13 protein-coding genes are annotated in these 20,149 nt (G+C 71.9%); 8 read left to right on the top strand and 5 right to left on the bottom strand.

The features are described 5' to 3' along the window. Positions 1–120 precede the first annotated feature (120 nt). The 6 genes from AQI70_RS20975 (at position 121) to AQI70_RS20950 (ending at position 6,926) form a co-directional block, all read left to right on the top strand. On the top strand, positions 121–495 hold the full coding sequence (locus tag AQI70_RS20975) for a four-helix bundle copper-binding protein (RefSeq protein ID WP_004003864.1): 375 nt from the start codon (positions 121–123) through the stop codon (positions 493–495). Between the two features lie 202 nt (positions 496–697). After that, positions 698–1,876: an acyl-CoA dehydrogenase family protein gene (locus tag AQI70_RS20970; protein ID WP_062152343.1), complete on the top strand. Its 1,179-nt coding sequence runs from the start codon at positions 698–700 to the stop codon at positions 1,874–1,876. A gap of 9 nt (positions 1,877–1,885) precedes the next feature. Then, entirely contained in the window at positions 1,886–2,728 is an 843-nt protein-coding gene (locus AQI70_RS20965; protein WP_062152341.1) for an oxygenase MpaB family protein, read from the top strand. 63 nt (positions 2,729–2,791) lie between these two features. Continuing rightward, complete coding sequence (locus AQI70_RS20960; protein WP_062152339.1) at positions 2,792–5,032, top strand: serine/threonine-protein kinase; 2,241 nt, start codon at positions 2,792–2,794, stop codon at positions 5,030–5,032. Positions 5,033–5,086: 54 nt separating this feature from the next. Then, a complete protein-coding gene (locus tag AQI70_RS20955) occupies positions 5,087–6,664 on the top strand; it encodes a phytoene desaturase family protein (RefSeq protein WP_208607407.1) in 1,578 nt (525 codons plus the stop codon). 70 nt (positions 6,665–6,734) lie between these two features. Next, positions 6,735–6,926, top strand: coding sequence for a DUF2795 domain-containing protein (locus AQI70_RS20950; protein ID WP_062152335.1), 192 nt, complete (start codon positions 6,735–6,737; stop codon positions 6,924–6,926). Positions 6,927–7,045: 119 nt separating this feature from the next. Here the strand turns inward: AQI70_RS20950 and AQI70_RS20945 are convergent, their stop codons facing one another. Beyond that, a complete protein-coding gene (locus AQI70_RS20945; RefSeq protein ID WP_062152333.1) occupies positions 7,046–8,821 on the bottom strand; it encodes a serine hydrolase domain-containing protein in 1,776 nt (591 codons plus the stop codon). A gap of 197 nt (positions 8,822–9,018) precedes the next feature. Here AQI70_RS20945 and AQI70_RS20940 point away from each other — a divergent pair, with 197 nt between their 5' ends. Both AQI70_RS20940 and AQI70_RS20935 read left to right on the top strand, forming a co-directional pair. Continuing rightward, positions 9,019–10,128 carry an NAD(P)H-dependent flavin oxidoreductase gene (locus AQI70_RS20940; protein ID WP_062152331.1) on the top strand — a complete coding sequence of 370 codons (1,110 nt, stop codon included), beginning with the start codon at positions 9,019–9,021 and terminating at the stop codon, positions 10,126–10,128. Further along, entirely contained in the window at positions 10,125–11,678 is a 1,554-nt protein-coding gene (locus AQI70_RS20935; RefSeq protein ID WP_062152330.1) for an acyl-CoA synthetase, read from the top strand. The genes AQI70_RS20940 and AQI70_RS20935 overlap by 4 nt, the downstream gene beginning before the upstream one ends. A 46-nt stretch (positions 11,679–11,724) precedes the next feature. On the opposite strand, the gene AQI70_RS20930 is transcribed toward AQI70_RS20935, so the two are convergent. The 4 genes from AQI70_RS20930 to AQI70_RS20915 form a co-directional block, all read right to left on the bottom strand. Then, positions 11,725–14,634, bottom strand: coding sequence for an ATP-binding protein (locus AQI70_RS20930; RefSeq protein WP_062152327.1), 2,910 nt, complete (start codon positions 14,632–14,634; stop codon positions 11,725–11,727). Positions 14,635–14,946: 312 nt separating this feature from the next. Beyond that, entirely contained in the window at positions 14,947–15,954 is a 1,008-nt protein-coding gene (locus AQI70_RS20925) for a (-)-alpha-amorphene synthase (protein ID WP_244181759.1), read from the bottom strand. Continuing rightward, positions 15,938–17,413: a cytochrome P450 gene (locus AQI70_RS20920; protein WP_079051398.1), complete on the bottom strand. Its 1,476-nt coding sequence runs from the start codon at positions 17,411–17,413 to the stop codon at positions 15,938–15,940. Before AQI70_RS20920 ends, AQI70_RS20925 begins: the two co-directional genes overlap by 17 nt. A gap of 204 nt (positions 17,414–17,617) precedes the next feature. Beyond that, a complete protein-coding gene (locus tag AQI70_RS20915) occupies positions 17,618–20,056 on the bottom strand; it encodes a penicillin acylase family protein (RefSeq protein ID WP_062152326.1) in 2,439 nt (812 codons plus the stop codon). Positions 20,057–20,149 lie beyond the last annotated feature (93 nt).

Below are 20,149 nucleotides of genomic sequence, written 5' to 3'. Positions count from 1 at the left end.
CACCTCCGTCTGTCGTCGTTCCTCGGGCCGACCGAGTGCCCGGCACGCGGCTGCGAAAAACCGGCCGGAACCCTTGCGAGCACCGGGTTTGGGGTCCCTGGGACCGGCTACCCGAGCGGGGTGACACCGACAACGTCCCAGCAGCAGCTCGTCCAGTTCCTCGAAGACCGCTTCGCGTGCGCGCAGGCCTGCACCGAGTGCGCTCGGGCCTGTGCCCTGCGCGCGAGTCTGGTGGATCCGGACGGAACCGAGGATCAGGAACTTCTGCGCCGCAAGGGCATCCTGTGCGCGGAGGTGTGCGATGCGACCTGCCGGGTGCTGGCCGAGCAGAACCACCTGGACGAGGCGTCCTTGCGGGTCCAGCTGGAGTGGACCCGGACGGTGTGCCTGGAGTGCGCGCACGTGTTCGACCGGTATCCGGGCGCCGAGGACGCCGCGAAGGCGTGCCGGGACTGCGCGCGGGCGTGCACGGACTTCATGAGCACGCTCGACTGAGGCGCCCCGCGCATCCGTCACCGCTCGCTCGCCCTCCGCTCGCTCGCCCTCCGCTCGCTCGCCCTGCGCACTCCGCCCACGCGCCTCCGTAGGCCTTTTCGCGCACCGCAGCGCATCCCGCCGCTCCTCGCCATTCCCAATTTCTGGAACACGTTCTACGGTGTGCGCCGTCAGCACCGGCCTTGGGGAGCCTGGAGGCGCCGTGCACCTCGAATACACGCCCGAGCAGCAGCGGCTGCGCAGCGAACTGCGCGACTACTTCGCCGAGCTGGTGCCGGACCTCGCACAGACCCGCTTCACCGACCCGGCGGCCCAGAAGCGCCACTACCGCAGGACCGTCCGACGGCTCGGCGCGGACGGCTGGCTCGGCGTGGGCTGGCCCAAGGAGTACGGCGGACGCGGCCTGACCGCGATGGAACAGTTCATCTTCTTCGACGAGGCGGCCCAGGCGGGCGTACCGCTGCCGCTGATGGCGCTCAACACCGTCGGCCCGACGATCATGCAGTACGGCACCGAAGAGCAGAAGGCGTACTTCCTGCCGAAGATCCTCTCCGGCGAGATCGACTTCGCGATCGGCTACAGCGAGCCCGACGCGGGGACCGACCTGGCCTCGCTCAGGACACGCGCCGTGCGGGACGGCGACGAGTACATCGTCAACGGGCAGAAGATCTGGACGACCAACGGCGACACCGCCGACTGGGTCTGGCTGGCCGTCCGCACCGACCCGGACGCCCCGCCGCACAAGGGCATCACCATGCTGCTGGTGCCGACCACCGACCCCGGCTACTCCTGCACCCTCATCAACATCCTCGCCTCGCACGACACCACGGCCAGCTACTACGAGAACATCCGCGTCCCCGTCTCCCGCCGTGTCGGGGCGGAGAACCAGGGCTGGCGCCTGATCACCAACCAGCTCAACCACGAGCGCGTCACCCTCGCCGCCCACGGCACCATGGCCATCCGCGCCCTGCACGACGTGCAGCGCTGGGCGGCGGAGACCAAGCTCGCCGACGGCCGCCGGGTGATCGACCTGCCCTGGGTGCGCCGCCGCCTCGCCCAGACCCACACCAGGCTCGACGCCCTCAAGCTCCTCAACTGGAAGATGGTCAGCGCCGTCCAGGACGGCACGCTCACCCCGCAGGACGCCTCCGCCGTGAAGGTGTACGGCTCCGAGGCCCGCCGGGACGCGTATGCCTGGCTGATGGAGATCGTCGCCGCACCGGGGGCGTTGAAGGAGGGCTCGGCGGGGGCGGTACTGCACGGAGAGCTGGAGCGCGGCTACCGCTCGGCCGTCATCTTCACCTTCGGCGGCGGCAACAACGAGATCCAGCGCGAGATCATCTCCTGGATCGGTCTGGGGATGCCGAGGGTACGGCGTTAGCCTGCGGGCATGGGCGATCCCGGGCTGTTCACCCCCAACTCCGTCACCTGGCAGATGCACGGCGACCCCATCATGTGGGTCGCCGGAATCCGCGCGCTCTACCTGCAGGCCCTGCACCCGCGCGCGGTGCGCGGCGTCATGCAGAACTCCGACTTCCGGCGCGACGCCTGGGGCCGGCTGCTGCGCACCGCCAACTTCGTCGGCACCATCACCTACGGCACCACGGAGGCCGCCGAGAAGGCCGGCGCCCGCGTGCGGAAGATCCACAGCATGCTGGGGGCGACCGACCCCGACACGGGGGAGCGTTACGGCGTCGACGAACCCGGCCTGCTGCTGTGGGTGCACTGTGCCGAGATCGACTCCTATCTGCAGGTCGCCCGCCGCTCCGGGCTCCGCCTCAGCGACGCGCAGGCCGACCGCTACATCACCGAACAGCGCGTCAGCGCCCGCCTGGTGGGCCTCGACCTCGACGCCGTACCGGCGAACCAGGAGGAGATGGCGGAGTACTTCGAGAAGGTGCGGCCCGAGCTCGCCTGCGGACCGGAGGCGCGCGCGGTGGACGACTTCCTGCTCCGACCGCCGACGCATCCCCTGCTCATACCGGCGCGCGAGGTGCTGTGGCGGCGCGTGGCGCAGTTGGCGTACGCCGCCCTGCCGCCGTACGCCCACGAGCTGTACGGCAGACCGGCCCCGGGACCCGCCGCCGTCACCCGTCAGTTGCGTGCCACAGGCACCCTGCTGCGCTGCGTTCCCGCACGTCTGCGCTGGCAACTCCCGCCCAAACACATCCTGCGCGCCATGGCCCGCCTCGGCCCGGGCTCCCGCCCGGCACCGTACAAACTCGGACGATAGCTCGCCATACTGAACGAGCCGGGCCAGGGCGGGGCGGACCGTGACGGGGGGCGATCGCGGCAGATGGGGGACAGCAGGCTGATTCAGGGCCGGTACCGGCTGCTCGAACCGATCGGGCGGGGCGGAATGGGCGAGGTGTGGCGTGCGCGCGACGAATCGCTGGGCCGGCAGGTCGCCGTGAAGTGCCTCAAGCCGCTGGGACCGCACCACGACCAGTCCTTCACCCGGGTCCTGCGGGAGCGGTTTCGCCGCGAGGCCCGGGTGGCCGCGGCCCTCCAGCACCGCGGGGTGACCGTCGTCCACGACTTCGGCGAGTCCGACGGCGTCCTGTTCCTGGTCATGGAGCTGCTGGAGGGCCGCAACCTCAGCCAGCTGCTGGAGGACAACAAGCACCACCCGCTGCCCGTCCCCGAGGTCGTCGACATCGCCGACCAGGTCGCCGCCGCCCTCGCCTACACCCACCGGCAGGGCATCGTGCACCGGGACCTCAAACCCGCGAACATCATGCGGCTGGCCGACGGCACCGTGAAGATCTGCGACTTCGGCATAGCCCGCCTCGGCCACGACATCGGCTTCACCTCCCGGCTGACCGGCACCGGAATAGCGATGGGCACCCCGCACTACATGTCGCCGGAGCAGATCGGCGGGGACGAGGTGGACCAGCGCAGCGACCTGTACTCGCTGGGCTGCGTCCTGTACGAGATCGCCACCGGCGTCCCGCCGTTCGACCTCGACGACCCCTGGGCCATCCTCGTCGGCCACCGTGACACCCCGCCCCGGCCCCCGCGCAGCCACCGCGCCGAACTGCCCGAGTACTTCGAGAAGATCATCCTGGACCTGCTGGCCAAACGCCCCGAGGAACGCCCGCACGACGGACGCGAGTTGGGCCGCAGAATCGGCCTGGGCCGTACGACACCGACGTACGTGCCGACCGTGGTGACCCCCCAGCCGGCCCTCAGGCCCCCGGACCCCGTGGCCCGCGAGCCCCGCCTGCCCTCCTGGACCCGTGGCATGACCACCGGCCACAAGGCCACCGGCGCCGGACTGCGCACCACACCCCCCGACGCCGGAGCCGGACTCACCGGCGAGTGGATCCCCCGCCCGGCCACCGGCCGGCCCGAGGAGACCGCCGCACCCGACGAACCTCCCGCCCCGTCCACGGCGACGCTCACCGCGCTGGCCGGACGGCACAACGCCGGGCTCAGCCTGGGCCGCCTCGGCCGCTGGACCGAGGCGGGCGAGGTGCACCGGGCCGTCGCCGCCGAGCGCGAGCACCTGCTCGGCCGCGACCACCCCGACACCCTCGCCAGCCGCTACGAGGTCGCCTTCGCCCTCAGCCGCACCGGCCGCGCCGCCGACGCCCTGCGCGAGTACAAGCACGTCGCCCGCGCCCGCAGCCTCGCCCTCGGCCCGGACCACCCCGACACGCTCGCCGCCCGCCAGGAAATGGCGTATGTGCTCGGCCAGTTGGGGCGCCACTTCGACGCGCACCAGGTCTACACGTCCGTGCTCACCGCCCGCGAACGCATCATGGGTGCCGAGCACCCCGACACCCTGCGCTGCCGCCACAACCTCGCCTTCAACCTCAGCCGGCTCGGCCGCCTGGAGGACTCGTACCGCATGGCGGGCGAGGTCGCCGCCGCCCGCGCCCGCGTCCTCGGCCCGCACCACCCCGACACCCTGGTCACCCGCTACGAAGTCGCCTACGCGCTCGGCCAGCTCGGCCGCTGGGCGGAGGCCCTGCAGACATACCGGGAGGTCGCCGAGGCCCGCGCCCAGGCCCTCGGCCCCGACCACTCCGACACCCTCGCCGCCCGCTACGAGGTCGGCATCAGCCTCGGCCGTCTCGGCCGCAGTGCGGAGGCGCTCCAGCTCTACCGGGAGCTCATCGACGACCGCACCCGTGTCCACGGCCCGGCCCACCCCGAGACCCTGCGCGCCCGCCACGGCCTGGGCGTCAACCTCGGCCGCCTCGGCCGCTGGGAGGAGGCGCTCGCCGAATCACGCGACGTGTGCGCGATCCGCGAGCGCGTGCTGGGCCCCGACCACCCCGACACCCTGGTCAGCCGGCGCGAGGTCGCCGTGAGCCTCGGCTGGCTGGGCCGCTGGCCGGACGCCCTCGCCGAGTACCGCCGGGTGGCCGCCGCCCGTGAGCGCGTCCTGGGCGCCGCCCACCCCGACACCCTCGCCAGCCGCAACGACGAGGCTCACTGCCTGCAGCAGCTCGGGCGGGGCGCGGAGGCGGTCGAGCTGTACCGGAGGGTGGCGGTGCTGCGGCAGCAGCGGGCGACCGGAGGCTCGTGACTCCGGACGCCCGCACCTATGGCCGACCTAGATCATCACGTGTTACGAAGAACCATGCCTGCACACGAGGGACGCCCCGGACACCGTACGTACGACGCCGTCATCGTCGGCGGAGGGCACAACGGCCTGGTCGCCGCCGCCTACCTGGCCCGGGCCGGCAGGTCCGTGCTGGTGCTGGAGCGGCTGGACCACACCGGGGGCGCCGCCGTCTCCACGCGCCCGTTCGCCGGTGTGGACGCGCGGCTGTCGCGCTACTCGTACCTGGTCAGCCTGCTGCCCAGGAAGATCGTGCGCGACCTCGGCCTGGACTTCCGGGTCCGCACCCGCGACGTCTCCTCGTACACGCCCGTGGAACGGGCCGGACGGCCGACCGGACTGCTGGTCGGCGGCGGGGAGCGGCGCACCAGGGAGGCGTTCGCCCGGCTGACCGGCGGCGAGCGCGAGTACGCGGCCTGGCGGCGCTTCTACGGCATGACCGGCGAGGTCGCCCAGCGGGTGTTCCCGACCCTCACCGAACCGCTGCCGAGCCGGGAGGAGCTGCGCCGCCGGGTGGACGACGAGGAGGCCTGGCGGACCCTCTTCGAGGAACCGATCGGTGTCGCGATCGAGGACCGGTTCGCCGACGACCTGGTCCGGGGGGTGGTCCTCACCGACGCGCTCATCGGCACCTTCACCGACGCCCACGATCCGTCACTGAAGCAGAACCGCTGCTTCCTCTACCACGTGATCGGCGGCGGCACCGGCGCCTGGGACGTGCCCGTCGGCGGCATGGGCGCCCTCACCGACGCCCTGGCCACGGCGGCGCGCGAGGCGGGCGCGATCATCGCCACCGGTCACGAGGCGGTACGGATCGACACGGACGGCCGTACCGCGGAGATCACCTACCGGACCGCGGACGGCGAGGCCGTCGCCGCGGCCCGGCACGTCCTGGTGAACGCCTCCCCGCAGGAACTGGCCGCCCTCACCGGCGACGCGCCCCCGCCCCCCGCCGAGGGCGCCCAGCTCAAGGTGAACATGCTGCTCAAGCGCCTGCCCCGGCTGCGCGACAGCTCCGTGAACCCCCGCGAGGCGTTCTCCGGCACCTTCCACATCGCCGAGGGCTACGACCAACTGGCCGCCGCCCACGCCCAGGCCGCCGCCGGGGAACTCCCCGCCGCGCCGCCGTCCGAGATCTACTGCCACTCGCTGACGGACCCGACCATCCTCGGACCCGGCCTCGTCGCCCAGGGCTACCACACGCTCACCCTCTTCGGCCTGCACACCCCGGCCCGGCTCTTCGCACGGGACAACGACGCCGTACGCGAGGAACTGCTGAAGTCGACGCTCGCCCAGCTGGACGCCCACCTCGCCGAGCCGCTCGCCGACTGCCTGGCGACCGACGCCGACGGGCGCCCCTGTATCGAGGCCAGGAGCCCGCTGGACCTGGAGCGCGACCTGCGCCTGCCCGGCGGCAACATCTTCCACCGCGAGCTGGCCTGGCCGTACGCCCAGGAGGGCACCGGGCGCTGGGGCGTGGAGACCCGGCAGGCGAATGTGCTGCTGTGCGGGGCGGGCGCGGTGCGCGGGGGAGGGGTGAGCGGGGTGCCGGGGCACAACGCGGCGATGGCCGTCCTGGAGGCCGGCGAGGAATGACGCACATGCCTCCGGCGAGGAGGGGTACTGGGCAGAACGGACAATTCGTACGACTCACGGGGAGGCTGCCATGGCCGATCTCAGCCCCACTGACCTGCAGAAAGCCCTCCGCGGTGCCGACTACCCGACCGACAAGCAGCACCTGGTGGAGCGCGCCCGCAAGAACAAGGCCGACGAGAAGATCGTCAGCCGCCTCGACGGCATGAAGCGCGACCGCTTCGACGGGCCGAACGACGTCCAGAAGGCCGTCTTCAACGAGTAGCGAGCAACGCCGGGGCCGGGCTCTCCAGGAGTCCGGCCCCGACGGATGAGCGGGTCCGGTGACCCGCCCGAACGGGCCGGTGCACGTGCCGCGCCGAGCCGGTCGGCTCGCGGAGCCGGTCAGTTCGCGGCGGCGGTCCAGCCGCTCGCCGTGATCCGCGCCGCGTCCGCCGGGCGGGCCTCGTCGAAGAGGACGGTGTCCGACGCCTCGACGCGCAGCCCGTCGACGTACGCGCCGCGGCCCACGTACAGCCGGTCGGTCGCGTACCGCCAGCGGAGCACCAGCTGCCGGTGCGGCGGGAGTTGTGCCGTGAGCCGGTGCCAGACGCGGCCCGACCAGCCGGTGACCGTGCCCGTCGGATGCTCCTGCGGCGGCTCGCCGTGGCGCGCCGTCGTGAAGGCGAGCGGCTGCCAGCTGGTGCCCCCGTCGGTCGACGCCTCCAGGGTGAGGACGTCCGACCGGGGCTCTGTGTCCCACCACAGGGCGCACCGCAGTCGTGCGTCGCCGCAGGACGTGTCGAGCGCGGGGAGCGCGAGGCTTGCGGTCGTGGCGCTCGCCATTCCGGAGAACCATGCGGTACGACCGTGCCGTGGGCGGACGGGAACGGCCCGCGCCATGTTGTCGGCGGCGGCCACCCGGGGCGCGGAGCCGGAGCGCCAACTGCGTACCGGATGGACGGAGTTGCCGAGCACGACGAGGAAGGAGTCGGTCGTCGGGTCGAGGACCAGCGAGGTGCCGGTGAAGCCGGTGTGGCCCGCGGTGCGCGGGGTGGCCATCGCTCCCATGTACCAGTGCTGGTAGAGCTCGAAGCCGAGGCCGTGCTCGTCCCCCGGGAACGCGGTGTTGAAGTCGGTGAACATCAGCTCCACCGACTCCTTCTGAAGAATGCGGGAGCTGCCGTAGGCGCCGCCGTTGAGCAGGGTCCGGCCGAGGACCGCGAGGTCCCAGGCGTTCGAGAACACGCCCGCGTGGCCGGCGACTCCGCCGAGGCTGAAGGCGTTCTCGTCGTGCACCTCGCCCCACACGAGCCCGCGGTCCAGCCCGGACCAGGGTTTGCGGGCGTCCTCGGTGGCCGCGATCCTCGGTTTCCAGGCGGCGGGCGGGTTGAACCGGGTGCGGTGCATGCCGAGCGGAGCGGTGATCTCGTCGTGCAGGAGGGTGTCCAGCGTACGGCCGGTGATCTTCTCCAGGACCAGTTGGAGGGAGATCAGGTTCAGGTCGGAGTAGAGGTACTTGCTGCCCGGCGGGTTCAGCGGCGGCTCGTCCCAGATGAGCTGGAGCTTCTCCTCGTGGGTCGGTGCGTTGTACAGCGGGATCCAGGCGCGCAGTCCCGAGGTGTGGGTGAGGAGCTGACGGACGGTGATGTCCTGCTTGCCCGCACGGCCGAAGTCCGGCAGGTAGGAGGCGACCGTCGCCTCCAGCGCCAGCGCGCCCCGCTCGATCTGCTGCACGGCGAGGATCGAGGTGAACAGCTTGGACACCGAGGCCAGATCGAAGACGGTGTCCTCGGCCATCGCGATCTGCTGACCGGCCGGGAACTCCACGCCGGTGTCGGTCGTCTCGTCGTACGCCTGGTAGCGCACCGCCGCCCCGATGGGCCGGTGCAGGGCCACGGTGCCGCCGCGCCCGGCGAGCAGTACGGCGCCCGCGTACCAGGGGTGCTTGGGGGAGGGGCCGAGGAACGCCTGCGCGTCGGTGACGAGTCGGCGGAGGTGGGCGGAGAGGAGGCCGGCGCGCTCGGCGGAGCCGTGGCGCAGGGTGGGGTGACGGCCGGATGCGGGCGCGGCCTCGGCCGGACCGGCGGGGAAGGGCGCGACGGCCACGGCACCGCCCAAGGCCAGTGCGCTGCGGCCCAGTTGGCGGCGGGTCAGTCCTCTCGCACCTGCAGCGGCCATCCAGGGACCTCCCGTGATCTGAAAGTATCTTTCCGGGATCTCCTTGCGCGGTGAAACTTTCCCGTCAGGTGCGGGATGTGTCAATGGGGCGGGCGACCCCCGGAGGTTCTCGCGAGGGTGCTGCGGGGCGTCCAGAAATCTGACGCAGCATCAGAATTGGTCTTCCGTCGTCCAGGGGACTGCGGCATCCTGCGCCCATGCAGACGGAGCTGAGCAAGAAACTGGGAGTCGAGCACGCCCTTTTCGGCTTCACGCCGTTCCCCGCCGTCGCCGCTGCCATCAGCCGGGCCGGCGGCTTCGGAGTGCTCGGCGCGGTCCGCTACACGGCCCCCGACGACCTCAAACGCGACCTTGACTGGACCGAGGCCCATGTCGACGGGCGGCCCTACGGACTGGACGTCGTCATGCCCGCCAAGAAGGTGGAAGGCGTCAGCGAGGCCGACGTCGAGGCGATGATCCCCGAAGGGCACCGGCAGTTCGTCAAGGACACCCTCGCCAAGTACGGCGTGCCCGAACTCGCCGAGGGGGAGGCGTCCGGCTGGCGCATCACCGGATGGATGGAGCAGGTCGCCCGCACCCAGCTGGACGTAGCCTTCGACTATCCGATCAGGCTGCTGGCCAACGCCCTGGGCTCACCGCCCGCCGACGTGGTGGACCGCGCCCATGACCGGGGCGTGCTCGTCGCCGCGCTCGCCGGAAGCGCCCGGCACGCCGTCAAGCACAAGGAACGCGGCATCGACATCGTGGTGGCCCAGGGCTACGAGGCCGGCGGCCACACCGGTGAGATCGCCTCCATGGTGCTCACCCCCGAGGTCGTGGAGGCGGTCGACCCGCTGCCCGTGCTGGCGGCCGGCGGCATCGGGAGCGGCCAACAGGTGGCCGCCGCACTCACCCTCGGCGCCCAAGGTGTGTGGCTGGGCTCCATATGGCTGACCACCACAGAGGCCGATCTGCACTCACCCGCCCTGACCCGCAAACTGCTCGCCGCCGGCTCCGGCGACACCGTGCGCTCCCGCGCCCTCACCGGCAAGCCCGCACGTCAGCTGCGCACCGAGTGGACCGACGCCTGGGACGACGCGAACGGGCCCGGCATCCTGCCCATGCCCCTGCAGGGCCTGCTGGTCGCCGAAGCCGTCTCCCGCATCCAGAAGTACGAGGTCGAGCCGCTGCTCGGCACCCCCGTCGGCCAGATCGTCGGCCGGATGAACAGCGAACGCAGCGTCCAGGCCGTCTTCGACGACCTCACCCGCGGCTTCGAGCGAGCCGTCGATCGCATCAACCGCATCGCCGGAAGGAGCGGCCAGTGACGAGCACACCTCCCCCGGGCTTCTGGGCCCAGGCCGCGGCCGATCCCGACCGCACGGTCCTCATCGCCCCCGACGGCGAGGAATGGACCGCCGGCCGGCTGCACGCCGCCGCCAACCGCCTCGTCCACGGCCTGCGCGCCGCCGGAATGGAACGCGGCGACGCCTTCGCGGTCGTCCTGCCCAACAGTGCCGAGTTCTTCGCCGCGTACCTCGCCGCCAGCCAGGCCGGGTTCTACCTGGTCCCGATCAACCACCACTTCGTCGGCCCCGAGATCGCCTGGATCGTCGCCGACTCCGGCGCCAAGGTGCTCCTCGCCCACGAACGCTTCGCCGCCCCCGCCCGCCACGCCGCCGACGAGGCCGGCCTGCCCGCCACCCACCGGTACGCGATCGGCACGGTCGAGGGCTTCCGGCCGTACGCCGAACTCCTCGACGGGCAACCGCAGTCGCCGCCCGCATCCCGCACCCTCGGCTGGGTCATGAACTACACCTCCGGCACCACCGGCCGCCCCCGCGGCATCCGGCGCCCTCTGCCCGGCAAGCCGCCCGAGGAGGCGTACCTCGGCGGATTCCTCGGCATCTTCGGCATCCGCCCGTTCGACGACAACGTGCACCTGGTCTGCTCGCCGCTCTACCACACGGCCGTCCTCCAGTTCGCGGGCGCGTCCCTGCACATCGGCCACCGCCTCGTCCTGATGGACAAGTGGACGCCCGAGGAGATGCTCCGGCTGATCGACCGGGAGAAGTGCACTCACACCCACATGGTCCCGACCCAGTTCCACCGCCTGCTCGCCCTGCCCGAGGAGGTACGGGCCCGCTACGACGTCTCCTCCATGCGGCACGCCATCCACGGCGCCGCCCCCTGCCCCGACCACGTGAAGCGGGCCATGCTCGACTGGTGGGGGCCGTGCGTGGAGGAGTACTACGCGGCCAGCGAGGGCGGCGGCGCCTTCGCCACCGCGGAGGACTGGCTGAAGAAGCCCGGCACCGTCGGCAAGGCCTGGCCCATCAGCGAACTCGCCGTCTTCGACGACGACGGCAACCGGCTCCCGCCCGGCGAACTCGGCACCGTCTACCTGAAGATGAACACCGGCGGCTTCGCCTACCACAAGGACGAGGCCAAGACGCGGAAGAACCGCATCGGCGACTTCTTCACCGTCGGCGACCTCGGCTACCTCGACGAGGACGGCTACCTCTTCCTCCGCGACCGCAAGATCGACATGATCATCTCCGGTGGCGTCAACATCTACCCGGCCGAGATCGAATCCGTCCTCCTCGCCCACCCGGCCGTCGCCGACGCCGCCGCCTTCGGCATCCCGCACGACGACTGGGGCGAGGAGGTCAAGGCGGTGGTCGAACCGGCCCCCGGCCACGAACCGGGCCCCGCCCTCGCCGCCGCCGTCCTCGACCACTGCGCCGAGCGGCTCGCCGGCTACAAACGGCCCAAGAGCGTCGACTTCATCACCGAGATGCCGCGCGACCCCAACGGCAAGCTGTACAAACGGCGGTTGCGGGACCCGTACTGGGAGGGACGCGCGCGGCCCGTGTGACCGAGGCCCGGCACGGACACCGAGTCCGGCGGCCGGACGGGAGGCCTCAGGGGCGAGGGCGAGGGAAGCTCTCCAGGGCCTTGGCGAGACCGGCGGCGTCGGTGCCGACCTTGCGGTAGACGCAGGACAGCAACTGCCGCACGCCCTGCTCGGTGAGACGCAGTTCCTTGGCGATCACTGCCACCGGTTGGCCCTGGACGGCCAGTTCGGCGGTACGGCGTTCCTGCGCGGACAGGGTGTCCGCCTGCGCATAGCGCAGCGGCAGCGGGCGCAGCCCGGCCGCCGACAGCTCTTCCCTGGCCCGGGCGGCGAGCGCCTCGGCCCCGCAGTGGACGGCACCTTCCAGGCCTCGGTAGAGCTGATCGGCGGCCTCCTGCACCCGGCCGTTGCGGGACAGGGCGGCGCCGAGGCCGACCTGGGCACGGGCGAGCTCGTAGGAGGCGGGTGACTGTTCCAGGTGGTCCACGGCCTCCGCGTGCAGTTCGAGCGCCGCCGCTCCGCCGGTCACCTCGGCCTCGACGCGGAGCGCCTGCCCGATCATCGACGCGGCACCGAAGTCCCGGGCCCGCTTGACGGCGTCCCGGGCGAGGCAGAGCGCACGGTCGGGGGCGGTGGGCGCGACGGCGGACGCCAGATGCAGCTGCCAGGGGCACCAAGAGGGGTTGCACGAGCCCCGTGCGTCCAGCCATTCCCCGACGTCGGACAGAAGGCGCTCCGCTTCGTCATGCCGGCCCTCGGCCAGGAGCAGTTCGGCGTACACCGTGCGGGGATCGGGGTAGATGACGGCGTTCGGGACGACCTCGCCGTAGTGATAGGAGTCGGCGAGGTGACGCGCGTCGGCGGTGCGGCCCCGGGCGAGCAGGGTCTGGATGAGGATGCCGATGGCGAACCACTGCGCGGGTACGGCCCCCGCCACACGGTTGGCGGTGCGCAGCCCGGCCCGCACGAACTCCTCCGCCTCGGGGAGGCAGCCGCGGCGGTAGCGGATGTAGCCGAGGAGAGTCTGCCCCTGCGCCAGGTGGGAGCCGCGCCAGCCCATCCGCTGGCACTCGGCCATGCCCTTGGTGAACAGCTCTTCGGCCCGCCGCGGCTGGTCGCAGTACATGAACACCAGGGCGACCGATACGGGCACCTCGAAGCCCCGGTTCTCGTCCGTCCAGCTCAGACCGCCGCGCAGGGCCTCCTCGGCGCATCCGAGGACCGTCTGGCGGGGCTCGCCGCGCACCATGGCGTCCCACGCCCGCAGCCCCAGGATGTACCGCTCCTCCAGATGGCGGCCGGTCAGTCGCTCGGCCAGCCGTGCCAGCCGGCGCGAGCGGGCGAACGAGTCGGGCTCGTCGGCGCGGAAGGCGCTCCAGACGAAGTGATCGGCCTGCATGCGCAGCCGGATCCGTGGATGCGTGGCGAGCCGGGCCTCGTCGGCGGACACGGTCGCCGCCTCGGCCAGCCGGTCCGTGTGGGCCAGCGCCTGGGTGAGCCGGTAGACGATGGAGGCCCGCAGCCGGGGATCCACCCCGGGCTCCGCCAGCGCCTCCTGGAGATGGCTGACCGTGGCCGTGGGCTCGATCAGGAAGGTCGAGCACGCGAGCTCATGCAGCAGGGCGGCCCGGTCCTCCGGAAGCGGTGGCTCCTGCAGCGCTCGGGACAGGACACGCCGGGCAGCCTCCGGAGCCCCGGCCCGAAGGTACTCGCGGGCGGCGTCCCGCAGGCACGAGACCACCTCGGGCCTGCCTTCGCAGGGGACCTCCAGCAGATGCCGGGCGGCCGCGGTCGGCCCGAACCCCGCCGCGCGGACGGCCTCCGCGGCCCGGTCGTGCAGGCCGACCCGCAGACTTGAGGGGATGGACCGGTAGATCGTCGTGGCGATCAGCGGGTGGACGAACTCGAGACCGCCCCCGGGCCCTTCCGCGTCGGCCAGGATCCGCGCGGCGCGCAGCTTCTCGGTCGCCTGTACGGCGTCCTCGCTGCCGATCACCGCGAGCGTGGCGGCGAGTTCCTGCGACACCGGCGGACCCAGCACGGCTGCGGCATGGGCGAACCGGACCGTGGTCGTGCCGAGCGCGCGCAGGCTCTCGATCAGTCCAGGGCCCTTGACCGCGGTGGCCAGGTCCCGCATCGCGGGCAACTCGTGCTGAGCGCCCTTCAGATTCCGCTCCGCGAGCCTGATGGCGAGTTCCACGGTCTCGAACGGGCTCCCGCCGGTGACCGACCAGCACTCGTCGCAGAACTCGTCCTCGGCTCCCTCGCCCAGTTCGTTCCGTACGATCCGGGCCACGCCGGCGGCGCTGAGCCGCGCCAGCGGGTACGGGCGGTTCCCGTGACGTTCGACGACCGTGCGGAAGGGCGCCGCCTCGGGCGGCAGTTCGTCGGGCCGGTAGGCGGTGACGAGCAGGAGCGGCAGACCGGCGGCCCGCGGAGCGAACGAGGCCAGCCAGCCGAGCGACTCGAGATCGGCCCAGTGCAGGTCGTCCAGGAGCAGGACGAGGGGCGCCTTCATCGCCGCGAGACGCGTCATGACCCAGTCGAGGCCGTCGCGCACCCCGGTCGGGTCCGGCGCGCGGGCGGTGTCCGTCGCCTCCAGGCCGAGCGCGGCGGCGATGATGTCGTACCAACTTCCCAGGAAGTCCCGCCGTCGGGCCTCGTCCATCGTGGCCAGGGTGGGCTGGATGAGCTGGCGCACCAGCCGGAACGCCGGCTCCTGTTCCTTCTCGCCACCCCATGCCGAGAGCACCGTGAACCCACGGGCCGCGGCGCGGGCGCGTGCCTCGGTGAGCAGCGCCGTCTTGCCCAGCCCGGCCGGGCCGGTGAAGGCGAGCAGTCCGCTGGGCCGTGCCCGCTGCAGGCCGTCGGCGGCGTCGCGCAGGTCCGACAAGGCGGAGTCGAGCGCATGGAGTTCCCGCTGGCGTTCCAGCAACGGGCGGGGCTCGGTGTCCGGTTGCCGCGACCCATGCGCCATGTGCCCTACCGCTTCCTGTCGTTGATCCTCGGAGGACAGCGCAGAGCGTACGCCCATGGTGAGCGCCCGGTGGGTGCATTCGGGTACGGGGATGACAGATACGGGTGAAATCCTGTGCGGAAGTGGTTGTGTTCTCCGCCGTTCGGGTAGTCAGGTCCGAATGAGTGCCTTTCGGAGGCGCGGCCGTCGAGGACAATCGGTCGTGGCTGTGGCTGTGGCTGTGGCTGTGGCTGTGGCTGTGGCTGTGGCTGTGGCTGTGGCTGTGCTTGGCCCCGTGCGCCCGCCGCGCGGCTTCGGCGGGCGCACGAGGCCTCACACGAGGGCGGGCGTCAGCGCCGCGTCGGCGTAGCGCGGCACGGTGCGGGACCAGTAGTAACACCCGCGGATCCAGCCGGCCATGCCTTCCACGTAGCCGATCCCGGCAGGGCTCAACTCGGGTTTGATCTCCTCGAAGAGCCGCTCGAACTCCCTGATCGTGCTGTTGATCTGCCGGATGGCCAGCATGACGGCCGTCGGCAGGGAGCACCGGTGCGCCCGCTGGTGGGCGAGGGCCAGATTGATCATTCCGCCCGCCCGCTGCTCCTTCACCGCGGAGAAGAGGTCGGGTATCCACACGGCCGCGTCGGCGGACAGCCGGCTCAGGCGTTGTACGACGGGGTGATGGAGCTCCTCGGCGGACAGCTCGCACGGTTGCGCCGCTTCGGCCAACGGGTAGAAGGGCTCGACGCCCGCGGTGAGGGAACGTATCGAGGTGCTCAGTCCCATGCGTGGGGGGCGGGGATGGGCCTGGGCCACCGCCTCGTACAGGAGGCCGTGCACGTATTCGCGGCTCTTCCAGGCCCAGCGCGCGGCCTGCGCGGGGGTGCACCGTTCTCGGACCTGCCGGTGGAGGTCGGCCAGCGCCGCCCCGAGGCGCGTGCTGGGCGGGGCGTCGTCGCGCAGGATTGCGATGCTCTCGCTCAGCATGGGCAGCAGGCCGCCCGGTGACCGCCGGCCGATCTCTTCCGCCCGGTCGTCGAAGATGAATTGATAGGCGATTTGGTTGGCCACGATCTGGAGGATGTCCAACTCCACCGTCGGACTGTTGTAGGACGCGAGTTCGGCCGGCCGAGTGAAGGCGATCATCGCCGTCACCCCCAGTTCGCCGGTCAGCCCGCATGCGCGTAACCATGCGTCGACGCCGGCGGCCGCTTCGGACGCGTGGCGATTGCTCAGGAACGGGAACGGCATATGGAGATGGGCGTCGATCAGTTGCGTCAGGTTGGAGGCCGGAATTCCGTTCTGCGGGGTGAGCGTGACTTCCTCATGCGTCGTCGACACAGTCGCCACCTGCCGTTCGGGGGTCGTGTACGCCGGGCGCCGCAACTGCCCGGGATTTGGGGGAGTCCGCCGGAGGCGGTGTGCCGGTCGGTCGGGGTGCCCGTGGTTCGCAGACCATCACCAGTGACCTCGGCCCCAGGGTCGCCGCGGGACGCAGCCGCTCCACGTGTCCGGGCAGGTGGCGCAGCCGCCAGTTCCGCGCGACGAACGCCAGCGCCAGGGTTGCCTCCGCCATGGCGAAAGTGTCGCCGATGCACTTACGGCTGCCCGCGGCGAACGGAATCATCGCTTTGTGCGGGACGCCGACGGCCTGCCCCGGCAGCCAGCGGTCGGGGCGGAAGCGGTCGGGGTCGGGGAACGAGGCGGGGTCGTGGTGCAGGAGGTACGGGCTGTACAGGACGGTGGCGCCCCGAGGGAGACGGTGGCCGGCCAGCTCCGTTTCCTTGGTGGTGACGCGGGTGAAGAGCCAGCCCGGCGGACGGTGGCGAAGTGTCTCGGTGAGGACGAGCCGGGTGCGGACCAGGCGCGGCAGCTCGTGGGGACCGGGCAGCCGGCCCGCGTCGAGCACGGCGTCGACCTCGGCGTGCAGCCGGCGCTCCTCCTCCGGATGCCGCGCCAGCATGTCCAGGGCGGAGGTGAGACACAGGGCGGTGGTCTCGGCCCCCGCGAACAGGAGTGTGATGAGCTGGTCGTGGACCTCCTGTTCGGTGATCGCCGTTGCGCCCTGGTCCCGCGTGGCCGCCAGCAGAGTCCCCAGCACGTCGGTCCGGTCCGAAGTGCCCCCTCGGCGTTCGGCGATGGCCGCGTCGACGATCGCGTGCAGGCGGTCTTCCGCACGCCGGTAACGACGGTTCGCGGGCGTGGGAACGCGGAAGAGGGCGTCGACCGGCACCACCGTCCGGACGAACAGGCCGCGGACGATGGTGGCGAGGCAGCCGCGCATCTCGGCGGCCGTCGTGGCGTCGAGCGAGTCGCAGAACAGGACACGGCTGACCACCCGCGTCGTCAGTGCCAGCATGGTCGCGCTGACGTCGACCTGCCGGCCGGCCCGCCACTCACGGCACACCGACTCCACTTCCTCGCCCATCCAAGCCGTGTGGTCGGCGACGCGGGCCGTACGGAAGTCCGGCTGGAGCAGCCTGCGCTGGCGCCGGTGCTCCTGATGGCGGCAGGTGCCGACCCCGTCACCCAGCAGCGGCCGCAGCCTGTCGTAGAGCGGGCCTCCCTTGTCGAACGTGCGTGAGTCCATGAGCACCCGGTGGACCAACTCCGGGTGACACACCATCCAGGCGCGCTGCGGACCCAGCCGTATCTCGACCAGGTCCCCGTGAGCGCGCAATGAATTCAGAAAAGCCAGCGGGCGACGGTACAAAGCGATACCGTGGCCGATGAACGGGAATATGCCCGGCGCAGTACCCACCCGCCATGCGTGTTCTCGTTCAGGCGCGACACGGTTCATCGAATACCCCCCTGCCTCATTCGACACGCGAAATCGATGGGCATTACATTGACTTGGTCCCTGAGTAATGTCCTGCCCAATCCGAACCGGTGTTTGTTGCCTTGGATCCTTTCTGCAGGGGGGCGCACGGGAGCACAGAGAGGCACAGGGCTGAATTCGCGGCGATCGGAAAGTGGTCCCGCGTCACCGCGGGACCACTCGTCGTCAAAGCTTGTCGCTCACCCGGAGCACGCTCAGCGCGGGCGACGACAGGATGTCCTTCTCACAGAAGCGGAACTTCACCCACTTCTCCTGGGAGAACAGCCGCGTCTGGTCGCGGTAATGCGGCGAGCCGGGATTCGAGGACTGCGAGTATGTCAGCAGAGTACGGGCAACCGGACAGCGGCTGCCGTCCCAGCCCACCGCCTGGATATGACTGGAGCCCATCGACACCTCCCGGTAGCCGCCGCGCGCCTGGTCCCACACGGGCTCGATCTTGTTCCACACGCCCAGCCCCTCGGTGCCGCCCGGAACGGGGATGCGCTGACCGTTCCGTTCGACGAACTGGTGCTCACCGAGGCGGGAGTCGAGCGCGATGCCCGCCGCCCTCAGCTCCGCGACCGTGTCCGCGAGGGCCGTGGCGAAGCCCGGGGCGCCGGTGTTGAGGGTGTGCGGGGTGCGGACGGGGTCCGCCGCCGAGAACGGCACCTTCCACCGCTGGGCGGCCGGCACCTTCGTCACCAGCTTGCGCCAGAACCGGTCGTAGAGCAGGGCCCCGCGGCTGCCGGTGTCCATGGTGCGGTCCCAGGCGGCGAGCACCGGGCAGGCCTCGGACACGTCAACGGCCCTGCCGTCGCTGCCGGTCGCCGCACCGCCGGGCAGCGCGGCACACGCCTCGGCCGCGTCGCCCGCGGCCAGGTCGGCCGCCGGCACCCGGTTCACGAACTGCTGCCGCTGCAGATCGCGGACGGTCAGACCGCCCCGCTCGGCCATCGCCGCCACGTCCTCGATCGCGCCACGGGTGCGCAGTGAGCGCTGCGTACCGATGGTCCCGAAGACCCGCTCGTATCCGGTGAGCGGCCGGTCGGCGTTGGCCAGCCACGCGCTGTCGTTGGAGTTCTCCGCGTACGGCGCGTCCTTCAGTGTCGGCATCCGGGCCGGCCCGAAGACACCGGGCTGGACCGCGTCGGCGTCGCTGCCGAGCGCGCAGTCGCCGCGGGCGCCGTCGACCACCGCGAGGCCGGCCGCCGGATAGGTGGCCCTGCCGAGGGCCGTGGAACACCGCGCCGCCAGGTCGTCGGTGATCCGGGGCAGCACCTGCGACTGGGTGTAGAGGGAGTGCCCGGAGGAGTCCGCGGCGATGGTGTTCACCCACGGCAGGCCCTGGTGCCGCGCGAGGGAGGCGAGGACGTCGGCCGTGCCGCGCGCCTTGCCGAAGCCCAGCGAGGTGTCGGCGAACCGCAGGTTCCCCGCGTTGGGGTCGTTCAGCGCGTACGCCGTCGTGGCGGTCCACGGCAGCGGGAGCTCGCCGTCGGCCGAGGCGACGACCGGGCCGTACCGGGTCCACCACTGGGTGCGGGTCACCGGCGTGCCACCCTTGACCGCGACGGTCACGGTGCGCTTCGTCATCCGCTCGGGCTTGCCGTCCACGAGGTAGACGGTGGGGTCGGCCGGATCCAGCGTCAGCTGGTGCAGATTGAACGGGACGCCGGTCGAGACGGTGTGGCTCCACGCCACATGGGCGTTGTAACCGATGGAGACCGTCGGCGAGCCGAGCAGCGAGGCGCCTGCCACGTTCAGCTCGCCGGGAATCGTCTGCTGCGCCTGCCAGAAACGGCGTCCGCCGTGCCACGGATAGTGCGGATTGCCCAGCAGCAGACCGCGGCCGCTCGCCGTGGTGGCACCGTGGAAGGCGACCGCGTTCGATCCCATGGCGGCGCCGTCGGTCCGTTCGCGCACGGCCCGGATCAGGGCCTCGGCGGCCGGACCGGTCCCCCCGCCCTTGGCGCGGGCGGCGGATCCGGTGGGCGGCCGGGCGGACGTGATGTCGTCCACGGCGCCGCCCTGGCCGCCGAGCACGGCGATGGCGTAGAAGCGGGCGGCCACGTCCAACGGGGTGACCGGCCGCACCCAGGCGGCCCCCTGGCAGGCGGGGTCGGAGATCCGGTTCTGCTTCAGCCAGGCGTTGTATCCGGCCGCGAAGCCACGCATGAGGTCCTCGACCTGACGGCTCGGGCCGCGCGGTGCCGGTTCGGCGAGCAGCCTTTCCACCGTGCGGGTCTGACGTACGCCGCGGAAGTACAGGTCGCTGGAGAGGTTCCTGGTGGCCGAGGAGAGGGAGAAGTCGGTCGCCGCGTCCGGCCCGAAGAACCGCGAGCGCTCGCCGCGCACGGTCACGAACCCGTCGGCGAGCGTGCACACCTGGTCGGCGGCCTGCGCCCAACCGGTGCCGAAGCCAAGGTCCTTGTAGTCCTTGGCGACGATGTGCGGAATGCCGTACTCGGTGTAACGGATGACGGCGGACAGACCGCCGTGCGAGAGCTGTTCCTGCCGGTCCTGCCGGTCCTGCCGGTCCTGCCGCTCGGCCGCGGTCGCGGGTAACCCGGCCGTGGCGGCGAGCAGGGCGACGGCCGCGACGACGAGCCGTCTGGGGCGGGTGCGCATCGTGCCTCCCAACGTCATTGAGGGAAGGAGCCGTTGAGCGTACCAACGGGTATGTATCCCTGATGGGTGTCCTGCGGTGGTGCTTGACCTGTC

This window comes from Streptomyces curacoi (assembly GCF_001513975.1).
Classification (GTDB): Bacteria; Actinomycetota; Actinomycetes; order Streptomycetales; family Streptomycetaceae; genus Streptomyces; species Streptomyces curacoi.
The sequence above is the reverse complement of the archived record's forward strand: the minus strand, read 5'-3'. Positions and strand labels throughout refer to the sequence as shown.

What these genes read in the sequence shown, in the direction of transcription:
- AQI70_RS20965 (WP_062152341.1), top strand. Translation starts at nt 1,886, where the DNA reads ATGGGCGATCCCGGGCTGTTCACCCCCAACTCCGTCACCTGGCAGATG.
- AQI70_RS20960 (WP_062152339.1), top strand. Translation starts at nt 2,792, where the DNA reads ATGGGGGACAGCAGGCTGATTCAGGGCCGGTACCGGCTGCTCGAACCG.
- AQI70_RS20955 (WP_208607407.1), top strand. Translation starts at nt 5,087, where the DNA reads ATGCCTGCACACGAGGGACGCCCCGGACACCGTACGTACGACGCCGTC.
- AQI70_RS20950 (WP_062152335.1), top strand. Translation starts at nt 6,735, where the DNA reads ATGGCCGATCTCAGCCCCACTGACCTGCAGAAAGCCCTCCGCGGTGCC.
- AQI70_RS20945 (WP_062152333.1), bottom strand. Translation starts at nt 8,821, where the DNA reads ATGGCCGCTGCAGGTGCGAGAGGACTGACCCGCCGCCAACTGGGCCGC.
- AQI70_RS20940 (WP_062152331.1), top strand. Translation starts at nt 9,019, where the DNA reads ATGCAGACGGAGCTGAGCAAGAAACTGGGAGTCGAGCACGCCCTTTTC.
- AQI70_RS20930 (WP_062152327.1), bottom strand. Translation starts at nt 14,634, where the DNA reads ATGGCGCATGGGTCGCGGCAACCGGACACCGAGCCCCGCCCGTTGCTG.
- AQI70_RS20920 (WP_079051398.1), bottom strand. Translation starts at nt 17,413, where the DNA reads ATGAACCGTGTCGCGCCTGAACGAGAACACGCATGGCGGGTGGGTACT.
- AQI70_RS20915 (WP_062152326.1), bottom strand. Translation starts at nt 20,056, where the DNA reads ATGCGCACCCGCCCCAGACGGCTCGTCGTCGCGGCCGTCGCCCTGCTC.